This is a genomic window from Peptoniphilus faecalis, assembly GCF_012976305.1.
Lineage (GTDB): Bacteria > Bacillota > Clostridia > Tissierellales > Peptoniphilaceae > Peptoniphilus_A > Peptoniphilus_A faecalis.
Map to the genome: position 1 here is coordinate 88,549 of NZ_JABDSR010000009.1, position 13,024 is coordinate 101,572.

Annotated in this window: 8 protein-coding genes and 1 tRNA gene; all 9 read left to right on the forward strand. The window is 30.4% G+C overall.

Translation table 11 applies throughout. From position 1 onward, the window contains the following. Positions 1-64: 64 nt before the first annotated feature. The 9 genes from HKO22_RS07705 (at position 65) to HKO22_RS07745 (ending at position 12,764) form a co-directional block, all read left to right on the forward strand. Positions 65-140 (forward strand) — tRNA-Trp (locus HKO22_RS07705). Between the two features lie 350 nt (positions 141-490). Next, a complete protein-coding gene (gene pheS / locus HKO22_RS07710) occupies positions 491-1,513 on the forward strand; it encodes a phenylalanine--tRNA ligase subunit alpha (RefSeq protein WP_169969769.1) in 1,023 nt (340 codons plus the stop codon). 10 nt (positions 1,514-1,523) lie between these two features. Further along, entirely contained in the window at positions 1,524-3,899 is a 2,376-nt protein-coding gene (gene pheT / locus HKO22_RS07715) for a phenylalanine--tRNA ligase subunit beta (protein WP_169969770.1), read from the forward strand. A gap of 10 nt (positions 3,900-3,909) precedes the next feature. Beyond that, positions 3,910-4,461 carry a cell division protein ZapA gene (gene zapA, locus HKO22_RS07720; RefSeq protein ID WP_169969772.1) on the forward strand — a complete coding sequence of 184 codons (552 nt, stop codon included), beginning with the start codon at positions 3,910-3,912 and terminating at the stop codon, positions 4,459-4,461. Continuing rightward, positions 4,448-6,784, forward strand: coding sequence for a U32 family peptidase (locus HKO22_RS07725; RefSeq protein ID WP_169969774.1), 2,337 nt, complete (start codon positions 4,448-4,450; stop codon positions 6,782-6,784). Before zapA ends, HKO22_RS07725 begins: the two co-directional genes overlap by 14 nt. Then, positions 6,777-9,149: an endonuclease MutS2 gene (locus HKO22_RS07730; RefSeq protein ID WP_169969776.1), complete on the forward strand. Its 2,373-nt coding sequence runs from the start codon at positions 6,777-6,779 to the stop codon at positions 9,147-9,149. Before HKO22_RS07725 ends, HKO22_RS07730 begins: the two co-directional genes overlap by 8 nt. A gap of 9 nt (positions 9,150-9,158) precedes the next feature. Continuing rightward, positions 9,159-10,868: an arginine--tRNA ligase gene (gene argS / locus HKO22_RS07735; protein ID WP_169969778.1), complete on the forward strand. Its 1,710-nt coding sequence runs from the start codon at positions 9,159-9,161 to the stop codon at positions 10,866-10,868. A 4-nt stretch (positions 10,869-10,872) separates the two neighbouring features. Continuing rightward, positions 10,873-11,646 (forward strand): hypothetical protein, encoded by a 774-nt coding sequence (locus HKO22_RS07740; RefSeq protein WP_169969780.1) that lies wholly within the window; start codon positions 10,873-10,875, stop codon positions 11,644-11,646. Next, positions 11,646-12,764: a tetratricopeptide repeat protein gene (locus HKO22_RS07745; RefSeq protein ID WP_169969782.1), complete on the forward strand. Its 1,119-nt coding sequence runs from the start codon at positions 11,646-11,648 to the stop codon at positions 12,762-12,764. The genes HKO22_RS07740 and HKO22_RS07745 overlap by 1 nt, the downstream gene beginning before the upstream one ends. Positions 12,765-13,024: the final 260 nt, after the last annotated feature.

Genomic DNA, 13,024 nt, shown 5'->3' on the forward strand with positions numbered 1-13,024 from the left:
AATTTACAAATCACAAAAATGACTTTACATTTAATAAATTCTTTGTTAAGATATAACTTGTTCTAGGGGTATAGTTCAGTTGGTAGAACATTGGTCTCCAAAACCAAGTGCCGTGGGTTCGAGTCCTGCTACCCCTGCCATTAATATTTAGCCGTACATTACCGTAACGGTTCAAACTAGCCATTCTTTCGAGAGTGGCTTTTTTATTTCATCCCTATTTGACCATATAACCTTGTTTTTTGATAAAATCCAACTTTTTATGACACCTGTAAAAGGGCTTTAAATAGAATTTATTTTTTAATTTAATTACATATTAATTGTGATTATATTTGTAAATGGTATTATTGTGTATTATTTTTATTAAAATGCAGTTGTTACGCAGATGATTGTAGCTTTTTAAAGATTTTTTTGCGTAGAAGAGTCTAAAGCATTCTTCTTAAAAAAAAATTATAACTATGATATAATTATATATTATGAATTGGAGGTCAACATGAAAGAAAAATTACTTGAAATCAAAGATGAATCCATGAAACTTTTAACTAAAGCTAATACAATTAAAGAAATAGATGAACTTAAAGTTAAATATTTAGGAAAGAAGGGCGAACTTACTCAAATCTTAAAGGGGATGAAGGACCTTTCAAAGGAAGAAAGACCTATTATGGGAGCTCTTGCCAATGAAGTACGTGAAGATATTGAAAGGTCAATTGAGAAAAAAAAGGCTGAAATTAATGATAAGATTTTGGAAAAGAAACTTCATGATGAGAGAATTGATGTTACTTTAAAAACTGATGATATTTTCTTGGGACATAGACATCCTTTGAAGAAAACTCTTGAGAATCTTGAAGATTTATTTACTCATATGGGCTTTACTGTTTACGATGGTCCTGAAATCGAAACTGTGAAAAACAACTTTGATCTTTTAAATGCTCCCAAAGATCACCCTTCAAGAGATATGTCTGATACTTTTTATTTTGACGAAAATACAATTCTTAGATCGCAAACATCTCCTGTTCAAATAAGGGCAATGAAGGAACATGGTGCTCCAATTCGCATGATATGTTCTGGTAGAGTTTTTAGATCTGATGAAGTTGATGCTACTCATTCACCAATGTTCCATCAACTTGAAGGTCTTGTTGTTGATGAAAAAATTTCTGTTGCAAATTTAATTGATACTTTAAACTATTTTGTAAAATCTTTCTTTGGCGAAGATATGAGTACTAGATTTAGACCACATTATTTCCCATTTACTGAGCCAAGCCTTGAAGTGGATACAACTTGTCCAAACTGTGGGGGCAAGGGTTGCAAGTCTTGCAATTATACTGGATGGAGCATGGAACTTTTAGGCTGTGGCATGGTTCACCCAAATGTTCTTAAAAATTGTGGGATTGACCCTGAAAAATATTCTGGTTTTGCCTTTGGTATGGGAATTGACAGAATTGCAATGGTAAGATATAAAATTACAGATATTAGAATGATGTTTGAAAACAACAAGAAGTTCTTGGAACAATTTTAAGGAGATAGAAATGTTATTACCGATTAAATGGCTTAAAGATTATGTTGATTTCGATTTTGATGTAAAAAAACTTGCAGATGGACTTTCCGATTCTGGTTCTCATGTTGAATCAATTATCATCCCGTCACAAGGTTTAGATAAAATTGTAGTTGGACAAATTGAAAAAATTGAAAAACACCCAGATGCAGATAAACTTGTTATTTGCACTGTAAATGTTGGCACTGAAGTTTTACAAATTGTAACTGGTGCACCAAATGTTTTTGAAGGGGCAATAGTTCCCGTTGCACTTCACGGCTCAAGTGTTGCTGGTGGAGTTAAGATAAAAAGGGGAAAACTCAGAGGGGTTGAATCCAATGGAATGCTTTGTTCTCTAGAAGAACTTGGTTTTGAAAATTCAGTTATACCTAAGGAAGCAAGAAATGGGATTTTTATTTTTCCTAAAGGCACTGAAATTGGAAAATCTGCTTTGGAAACTCTTTTTATGGATAATGAAATTCTTGAGCTTGAGATCACACCAAATAGACCAGATTGTTTAAGTATAATGGGAATGGCTGTGGAAACTGCGGCATCCTTTGATATAAAAACTAAACATAATGATGTAAATATAAAGAACGAAGTTGGAGATTTTTCTGAAAACTTTGACGATATAATTATTGAAACTGAAAATTGTAAGAGGTATTATTCAAAAATTCTTAAAAATATAAAGATTGGACCATCTCCACTTTGGATGCAGGCATATCTTATGCAAGCAGGAGTTAGACCGATTTCAAATATTGTCGATTTAACAAACTTTGTAATGTTAGAATACGGTCAACCTCTTCATGCCTTTGACTTAGATACATTAAAAAACAAAAAAATTGTAGTTAGAATGGCAAAAGATGGCGAAGAAACTGTAACCCTTGATGGCGAAACTAGAAAGCTTACTAGCGACGATATTTTAATTACTGATGGCAGTGAAATTATTGGTCTTGCTGGAGTAATGGGTGGTCTAGATTCTGAAATTACAGAAAAAACTGTAAATGTGCTTTTAGAAGGTGCAAATTTTAATAAAGAAAACATTAGAAAGACTTCAAGAAGACTTAATTTAAGAAGTGAGGCTTCCTCAAGATTTGAAAAGGGAATTGATGTAAATCTTGCAAAAACGGCTGTTGACAGAGTTTGCGAACTTGCAGAAATGTTAGGGATTGCTGAAGTTGTTGGAGGAAGTAAAGATGTTGGCTCTTTTTCAAAAGAAGAAAGGGAAATAAAACTCAGAAAAGAAAAGGTTAATGATTTAATTGGCGTAGATTTTAGCATGGATGAAATTTCAAATATTTTAAACAGACTTGAAATTGAAACTGATGTTAAAGATGATTATTTAATTGCAAAAATACCGAGCATAAGACTTGACCTTGAAATTGAAGAAGATTTAATAGAAGAAATCGCAAGAATTTACGGTTACCACAATGTTAAACCTCAAAAATTAAGAGGAACATTAACTGTTGGAAGAAAGCCTAAATTTAGAAATGTGGAAGATAGACTTAAAAACCTTTTAATTGGTCTTGGATATTCCGAATTTATGACTTATTCCTTTGTTAGCCCATCTTCCTATAAAAAATCAAATTATGATGAAGATGAAAATAATATTATAAAAATTTTAAACCCACTTGGAGAAGATTATTCAATTATGAGGACTACTATAGTACCTTCAATGATAGAGGCTCTTGCTAAAAATTATGCCAGAGGAAATGAAAATGTCGGTGGATTTGAAATTGGAAATACATTTTTCCCAACAGATGATGAACTTCCAGCTGAAAAGTTAAAACTTACAATGGGATTTTATGATTTAGGAGATTTTTATTACTTAAAGGAATCCATTGAAAAAATTTTATGGTATCTTGGAATAAATGAACTTGAAGTTAAAAGAAAAAAAGTGAGTTTCCTACATCCAGGAAGAAGTGCTGAATTTATTTTAAAGGGAGAAAGTCTTGGAGTATTTGGAGAGGTTCATCCAAAAGTTCTTGAAAATTATGGTTTGAAGAAAAAAGCCTATGTTGCTGAACTTGATTTCGATAAAATTGTTGAAAACACAATTGACAATTACATTTATAAAGAACTTCCAAAGTATCCAACTATGAAGAGAGATTTTGCTTTTGTAATGGATAGAGATGTTGATTCAGTTGAACTTGAAAAAATTTCCAGAAAATATGGCAAAGATCTCTTGGTATCCTTTAAGGTATTTGATATTTATGAAGGCGAAAATATAGAAGTTGGAAAGAAGTCTGTGGCTTTTTCACTTGTATTTAGAGCAGCAGATAGAACTTTAGAAGACAGCGAAGTTACAGAAATTTGTGAAAAAATAGTTGCTGAAATTGAAAGTGAAATTAAGGCTAAATTAAGATCCTAAGGAGGCTATTATGTCCGATGCAAAAAGAATCGAAGTTACAATTGACGGCATGAAATTTATTGTCATGGGAAGTGACAACGAAAAGTATGTTAAGGACCTTGCAGCAGATCTTGATGAAAAAATCAAAGAAACTGCAAAAAGTAATTACAAATTAAATCAAGTGCAGACTCTTGTGCTCTGTGGCTTAAATATTTTAGACGATTTGGAAAAAATGAAATCTGACAAAATGGATTTGGCGAGCATGGATGATGATAAGAGAGAAATCATTGAAAAAATGGAAGAAATTAAAGATTTAAAAAAACAACTTTCAATTTTTGAAGAAGAAAATAAAAAGGTTAATAAAAGTTTTAGAGAACTTCAACAGAAATCTCTTGATGTAGAGGACAGAAATAGAAAGGTAAATAGAGATCTTCTTGAAAAAAATAAAGAAATTCTAGATTTAAAAGAAGAAATAAATAAACTTGAAGGAAATATTTCATCATTAGAAGAAAAAAACAATAGTGCATCGAGAAGAATAATTGATTTAACAAGAGAACTGGAAAATCTTTATGAAGAAAAATAAATATGAATTACTAGCACCTGCTGGTGATATGGCTTGTCTAAAGGCAGCTGTATCGGCAGGTGCTAATGCTGTTTATTTGGGTTATGATGAATTTTCTGCAAGGGCAAAGGCAAAAAATTTTAACAAAGAAGAATTAATTGAAGCAATAAACTACGCTCATCTTAGAAATGTAAAAATTTATGTTACTTTTAACATTTTAATTGCGGATTTTGAAGTAAAAAGAGCTATGGAAAGTGTGAAGATGTTATACGATATCGGTGTAGATGCGTTAATCTTACAAGATATTGGTATTTCAAGTGAAATACGTAAAAATTTTCCGGATTTTGAAGTTCATGCATCAACACAAATGGCTGTAAATAATTTTTATGGTGCAAAACTTTTAAAAAATATGGGATTTTCAAGAGTTGTACTTGCTCGTGAAACTCCAATTTTTGAGCTTGAAAAAATAAAAGAGCTAGATATAGAAGTAGAAACTTTTATTCATGGAGCACTTTGCGTTTCTTATTCAGGCGAATGTTTAATGTCATCTATGATTGGTGGCAAATCTGGAAATCGTGGCGAATGTGCTCAAGCTTGTAGAAAGTCCTATGAAATTTTAGATTTTAATGGAAACATAATTGGCAAAAGACTTTATTATATTTCGCCAAAGGATCTAAATACACTAGATGATGTTGCAAAAATTATAAAATCTGGTGGATATTCACTAAAAATCGAAGGGCGAATGAAAAATCCAGAGTATGTTTACACTGTTGTTTCGTCATACAAAAAGTCTTTGGAGAACAAATTAACTTTAGAGGACAGAGAAGACACAGAACAAGTTTTTAATAGAGGATTTACCAAGGGACTTTTTAATGGCGACTTTGGAAATAATTTTATTTCATCAGACAGACCTGATAACAGGGGTGTGGAAGTTGGGAAAGTAATTGAGGTAACAAAAAATTTGGCAAAAGTTATTTTTGATGTGGATATTTACCAAGGAGATGGAATTGAATTTTTGTCCAATAAGGGAAGATTTGGAATGAGATCGGTAAAACTTTATACTTCCAAAATTCCTCACGAAATAAGTTTATCTAAAACTCCAATTTTAAATTCCAAAATAAATAGAACTTACTCGAAAAGATTATATGGAAAAGTCGATGAAAAAATTGAGAATTCTAATTACAAAAGAGATTTAGATGTGAATTTAAAGATAAAAATTGGAGAAAAGCCGACTATTAAGGTTAGATCAGGAGATCACAGGGCATTTTACGAGCTAGATAAAATTGTTGAAATTGCAAAAAAATCTGGGCTTAATAGAGAAAGAGTAGTAGAAAATATTTCAAAGACTGGCGACAGCATTTTCAAAGTGAAAAACATTTCTATGGACTTAGACGAAAATGCTTTTCTTTCAATTTCTGCCATTAACGAACTTAGAAGAGAAGTAATTGGAATTTTAGAAAGCAAAATTTTAAAAGATTCCATAAATAGAGTTGAAATACAATGTAATTTAGAAAATAAAAAAATAGAAAACAAAGATAAAAAAAGTAAAATTAAAATTTTCTTCAATAAGTTTAAGAATTTAGAAAAGTCTAATTTAGAAAATATTGACGAAATAATAATTAGAGCAAAAGATCTCAAAAAGTTTAGTGAAAAATACAATAAAGAAGTTTCAATATATCTCGATAAATTCTATTCTTACAATGAGCTTGAAAACTTAAGAGAATATCTTTTAAAAATCGAGAATGTAAAGGGTATTTGGATAAATAATCTCTCTGAATACTATATCTTTAAGGACGACGGCATAAAAATAAATGGAGATATTGGACTAAATGTATTTAACAAACTTTCATTAGACTTTTTTAAGAATTTGGGTTTTAATTCAATTACACTATCTCCAGAATTAAATAGTGGACAAATTCAAAAAATTACCATAAATTCAGATGCTGAGATAAATGTGATTTCCTACGGACGAGTGCCAGTTATGACGATGAAACACTGTCCCTTCTCAGTTATAAAAAATTGCGTTGATGAGAGAAATTGTCCAAGCTGTAAATTTAAGAATTATTTATTGAGGGACGAGAAATCAGTGGATTTTGAAGTATTAAGACAGAATACTTTTACAGAAATTTTTAATTCTTATCCAATTTTGTTAGATGGTTATGTAAAAAAACTCGTTGAAAACAATGTAAGTTTGCTCCTCTTGGCAGATGAATTTACAGATGAAGTAGTTGAACTTTATAAAAACTATGAAGAAGAAAATTTTAAAAGGATAAAAAAGGAACTAGAAGACAAGTACCGACAAGTAACTAAGGGACATATAAACAGGGGGATTGTCAGTGGATAATTCTTTTAATAGAGCATCAAAAACTTTGGAGTTTGACAAAGTTTTAGGTGAACTTAAAAAACTTGCTAGTGCAAGTATTACAAATGAATATATCGAAAGCGTGGAAATTTCCACGGATTTTAATGAGGTAAAGGAAAGGCTTAACGAAACTAACGAGGCTCTTAAATTAACTTTAGCAAAGGGAGAACCTCAGCTTTTTGGCATTGTAAACATAAAAGATATTATTAAGCGTGTTGAAATTGGTGGGGCTCTTTCTGCTGAGGCACTTTTAAAGGTTTCGGACTTTTTAAGAGTGTCAAGGGGATTGAAGACTTATCTTAAGAAGGATTCAAATAGCGGAGAAGAAATAAGATTAAATTACATCGACAAATTAATCGAAGATTTGTACACAGAAAAAAGCCTCGAAGATGAAATAAATTCAAAAATTATTTCTGAAGAAGAAATTGCCGACGACGCTTCTCGTGAATTGCTTAGAATTAGAAGAGGTATTGCAGCAAAAAAGGATTCTATAAAAAATAAATTAAATGGAATTTTAAGCTCCCACGCAGATTTTTTACAAGATGCTCTTGTTACTCTTCGCGATGGAAGATATGTTGTACCAGTAAAAATTGAGAATAAATCTAGAGTAAAAGGTCTGGTTCACGATATATCTGGCAGTGGTCAAACTGCATACATTGAACCAATGGCAGTTGTTGATGCAAACAATGAACTTAAAGAACTTTATGTAAAAGAAAATATTGAAATTGAAAAAATACTTAGAGAATTATCAGAATTAGTTGCAAATTCTGCCGAAGATATTAAATCTAATCAAGACAAATTGATTGAATTAGATTTTATTTTTGCAAAGGCGAAACTTGCCATAAATTATCGGGCAAATATGCCAAAGATAAACAACGAAGGAAGAATTAATTTAGTAAGTGCTTACCATCCTTTCTTAGATAGGAAAACTGCAGTTCCTATTGACATAAATCTCGGGATTGATTTTTCTTCGCTAATTATTACAGGACCTAACACTGGAGGTAAGACTGTAAGCTTAAAGACAGTTGGACTTCTTTCACTTATGACGCAGTATGGACTTCTAATTCCAGCAGAAGAATCCTCTGAAATTGCAGTTTTTGAAAAAGTTTTTGCAGACATTGGAGACGAACAGTCAATTGAGCAGTCGTTATCAACTTTTTCATCTCACATGGTAAACATTGTTTATATTTTAAAAAATGTGACGAGAAACTCTCTTGTCCTATTTGACGAATTAGGTGCAGGAACTGATCCAACAGAGGGTGCGGCACTTGCTAGGGCAATAATGGAATTTATGCTAGAGAAAAATATTAGATGTATCTCCACAACTCACTACAATCAATTAAAGGTCTATGCACTTACAACAAAGGGTGTTGCCAATGCGAGTATGGAGTTTGATGTTGATAGTCTTTCTCCAACTTATAGACTTTTAATCGGCGTTCCGGGCAAGTCTAATGCCTTTGAAATTTCACGAAGACTTGGACTTCCAGATGAAATTATAGATAAATCAAAAAAACTTTTAAGTTCAGAGAATATTGAATTTGAAAGCGTCTTGCAGTCAATTGACGAAGACAGAACTAAAATAAGAGAATATAAGGAAGAACTTGAGAGAGAAAGAACCGACTTAGAAAAGGAAAACAAAAGATTACAGTCTAAGATTAAAAGCTTAGAGGATCAAAAAGAAAAAATCTTGGAAAAATCTCGCGAAGAAGCAAAAAGACTGCTTCTAAATGCAAAAGAAAATGTAGATATAATTTTATCTGAAATAAATGAAGTTAGAGACAATATTAGTTCTGAAAATTCAAAGAGAATTCAAGAAGCACAAGATCTTTTGCGTGAAAGCTTAAAAAATTCTAGAAATAATTCTGAAATCGAAATAAAAAAAGCAGCCAACCCTATTAGAGAGATAAAAGTTGGCGATAAAGTTAGGACATCTCTCGGGAATATAGCCACAGTAGTTGAACTTCCTGATAACAAAGGAAATGTATTAGTTCAGTCTGGCATTATGAAAATGAAAATGCCTAAGGAAAGTTTAACGAGAATAGATGTGCAAGAAGATACTACTAAGCACAATACTAGAAAAATACTTAAAAACAAAGCATCAAATATTAGTAGTGAAATAGACATTAGAGGCAAAAATTTTGAAGACGCACGAGATATTGTGGACAAATATTTAGATGATGCCTATCTTTCTGGATTAAAATCAGTTAGAATAATTCATGGAAAGGGCACAGGTGTCCTTAGACAAAAGTTACGAGGACATTTTAGAAATATAAAAACTGTCAAATCTTTTAAAGATGCAGAGTACAATGAAGGTGGCGACGGAGTCACTGTGGTAACATTAAAATAAGGAGTCAAGATGATAAATTTTAGAGAAGAAATAATAAAAATACTTGATGAAAAAGTTGAAAGTTTAGAGCCAAAGGAAATTGACAAAATGATAGAAGTTCCACCAAATTATGAACTTGGCGACTTTGCTTTCCCAGTTTTTAGTTTGGCAAAAATTTACAGAAAAAACCCTGCTGTGATTGCAGAAGAACTTGCAGCAGAAATTAATTCAAAATATTTTGAAAAGATTGAAAACAAAAATGCTTACTTAAACTTTTATATCAACAAAAGTATTTTAACTGGAGAAATTTTAAAGGAAAGTGTTGAAAAAAGAGAGGACTTTGGCAAGGAAAATTACGGAGAAAATAAAAATGTAGTTGTGGAATATTCCTCTACAAATATTGCCAAGCCTTTTCACATCGGTCACATTAGATCTACTGTAATAGGCGATTCGCTAAAGAGAATTTACAAATTTTTAGGCTTTAATACTATTGCCATAAATCACTTAGGCGATTATGGAACTCAATTTGGAATGTTAATCTACGCATATAAAACATGGGGGAGTAAGGAAGCAATTGAAAAGGATCCAATTAACGAACTCTTAAAATTATATGTAAAAGTCAATGCAGTTTGTGAAGAAGACCAAGAAGTCAAAGACGAATGTAGATATTGGTTTAAAGAACTTGAGAATGGAAATGAAGAAGCTGTAGAAATCTGGAAATGGTTTAAAGAGGTTTCCCTCAAAGAATTTAATAGGGTTTATGATATGCTCGACATTCAGTTTGATTCTTACAATGGAGAATCCTTCTATTCAGACAAAATGCCTGCATTAATAGAAGAATTGCGCGAAAGAAATGTGCTTGAAGAATCAGAAGGTGCTGAAGTTATTAACTTAGATGAATATAATCTTCCGCCAGCAATAGTTGTAAAAAGTGATGGAACGACAATTTATTTTACAAGAGATTTAGCAGCGGCAAAATATAGACACGAAAATTACAAACCTTACAAAAATATCTATGTAGTTGGAAGTCAACAAAGTCTTCACTTTAAACAGCTTAAAGCTGCACTAAAAAAAGCAGGTTTCGATTGGTATGACGAGATAATTCACGTTCCTTTTGGAATGGTTTCACTTGAGGACGGAACACTCTCCACGAGAAGAGGAAAGGTAGTTTATCTTGAAGATGTTTTAAACAAAGCTACGGATAAAGTTCGTGAAATTTTAAATGATAGAGAAAAAGAACAAAATCAAAAGATAGAAAATAAAGAAGAACTGGCACAAACAGTTGGAATAGGCGCAATTAAATTTCAAGAATTATTCAATGGAAGAATTAAGGATTACACATTTAATTGGGATAAAACCTTATCCTTTGAAGGCGAAACTGGTCCCTATGTACAATATGTTCACGCTAGGATTTGTTCATTATTAAAGAAGGGCAACTTCGACATAAATAATGAAATAGACGCAACTCTTCTAACAGAAGAAAGCGAAATAAATATAATTAGAAGTCTTTACAACTTCACTAATATAGTAGAAGATGCTTGTGAAAAATGCGAGCCATATTTTATAACAAGATACACAGTTGAACTTGCAAAGAACTTCAACAAATTTTATAATCAAACACAAATTCTAGTCGATGATGAAAAATTAAAGAACACAAGACTTTTACTTTGTTACACAGTTAAAAATGTAATAGCAACAGGACTATATCTTCTTGGAATAAAAGCACCAGAAAAGATGTGATTAAATGAATTTTTTTGAAGATTTAAAATTAGTTTACACAAAGGCAATTAAAGACACCTTTGTAAAAATAAAAGCTTCGCCAATAATTTTAATACTTCCATTTATCTATGGAATTATTTATGCAATAGGATTATTTTTAATTAGTAATTTACTTGCACAAACTATAGGTGGACTAGTGGGCTTTGTAATTCCACTATTGACATCCTTAATTTTATCGAGTTACTTTTCAATATTGAGTGATTTAATTTATTATAACAGAATAAGTTTTAGGAATTTTAAAAACACCTTTATGGCATACTTTGCATCAATTTACTCAATATATTTTATATTGATGATAATATCCTTTTTACTTCCAGCTTTTGGAAGAAATCAAGGCATTTATTTAATAGTATCTGCTGCGATAACTATTGCATTAAATCCAATAGCAGAGTCCATCTATATAAGTGGAGATTATTACACAAGCGCCTACATTAATTCCTTTGAATTTATTAAAGAAAATTTAATTCTTTGGACACTTCCATATTTAATATATTTAGTAATTCTTAACATGTTTGGATTTAATTTTTTCTTAATGATTACATCAAATAGCATAGTAGATATTCCTCTTGGAGAAAATCTTATAAATGGACTTAATTATTTAAATCCTTTGGATCCTTACAATTTAAAAATTCTACTTGCAAGCATAATAACAGCAGTTTATGCAGTATTTAGAGGTAATTTATATAGAATTTTAAAGGGCTCAACTAGGAGAAAAAGAGCTTACATGGGAGAACTTTAATGGAAAATCTTTTTAGAAAAGAAATAAAGGAAAAATTAAAAAATATAGTTTTTATAGAACTAAAAAAAGAATACCAACTGGGAGAATTAAAACTTCCCGTTGGTTTCTCTTTACCCATAAAACTAGATTATATTATAGAAGGAATAAAGAGTAAAGAATTAGAAGAAAAGATAAATTTAGAAAAAATTGTAGAAGCGATGATTTATCTCTTTGGAATAGATCCTGAATTTAAGTATAATAAAAAATATAAAGAAATACTAAAAAAATTAAATATAAATCTAAAAAATTATGCAATGCACAAAGCATTTATAAATCAAGAAAAAAGCCCTTTGGATTCTTACATTTTTTTAAGAGGATGTGAAGAATTAATTGGCAAAGATGTAGACATAATTTTTAAAAAAGCAAATATTTTAGAATCACTTTATAATAAAAACAAAGAAGAACCTGAAAAAAGTGAAAAACTAATAAATATAATTATAAAAAAGTATAATGAAGTTTTAAATTTAGATGAAAAGTACAGCCTTGCCTATTATAGGCTTGCATACATCAATCTAGCATTACAAAAATATATAAAGGCAAATATGTACTTTGAAAAATTTATAAATTTATCAGATAACGAAGAATTAAAAGACGAAGTCAGAAAAGAAATAGAAATAATAAGAGACTATGTAAATTTTGACTCAGCAAAAACCTACTTGTCCTATGGCGAATACAACAAAGCACTAAACTTATTAAAAGACATTTCTCAAAATTTTAATAAAGATGAAAGCTTTTATTATGTATTTGCAATAACATTTTATAACTTAGGTGACCTAGAAAGAGCAGAAGAGTATGCAAGACTATCAGTTGATAAAAAAGTATTAGAAGAAAATATAAACTTACTATCAACACTTTATGCAACGGAAAATAAATTTGATGAAGCAATAGAAATTTTAAAAATGGGACTTTTAGAAAAAGAAAACAGTTATCCACTAAATTATAATTTGGGAATAATATATTTGAACAAAAAAGAAAGTGGAAAAGGAATAGAATATTTAGAAAAAGCCAACAAATTAAATCCTAACAAAGAATTAGAAAAATTCATAAAAAACTTAAAAGAAAGTATTGACACTAAATAAAAACCATTGTATACTATACAAGTTGTCTTATGAGGCAGCCTTCTTAAAAACCAAGTAAAATAATTAAAAAAATTGTAAAATTTGCTTGACAAAGATTTTTTAAGAAGTTATAATAAATAAGCTACTTCAAAAGAGTAGCAAGAAACATGATAATTAAATAGTGTGAAGATAAAAGATTCATAAAGAATCAAGATTCGTAAAAGAATCACAAAGCAAACCAGAAATTCGTTTAGTTGAAAAAACAAATGAGTCATACAAAT

Excerpts from the sequence above, each read along its gene's own strand:
- zapA (WP_169969772.1), top strand. The coding sequence starts at position 3,910 with ATGTCCGATGCAAAAAGAATCGAAGTTACAATTGACGGCATGAAATTT.
- HKO22_RS07740 (WP_169969780.1), top strand. The coding sequence starts at position 10,873 with ATGAATTTTTTTGAAGATTTAAAATTAGTTTACACAAAGGCAATTAAA.
- HKO22_RS07745 (WP_169969782.1), top strand. The coding sequence starts at position 11,646 with ATGGAAAATCTTTTTAGAAAAGAAATAAAGGAAAAATTAAAAAATATA.
- pheS (WP_169969769.1), top strand. The coding sequence starts at position 491 with ATGAAAGAAAAATTACTTGAAATCAAAGATGAATCCATGAAACTTTTA.
- pheT (WP_169969770.1), top strand. The coding sequence starts at position 1,524 with ATGTTATTACCGATTAAATGGCTTAAAGATTATGTTGATTTCGATTTT.
- argS (WP_169969778.1), top strand. The coding sequence starts at position 9,159 with ATGATAAATTTTAGAGAAGAAATAATAAAAATACTTGATGAAAAAGTT.
- HKO22_RS07725 (WP_169969774.1), top strand. The coding sequence starts at position 4,448 with ATGAAGAAAAATAAATATGAATTACTAGCACCTGCTGGTGATATGGCT.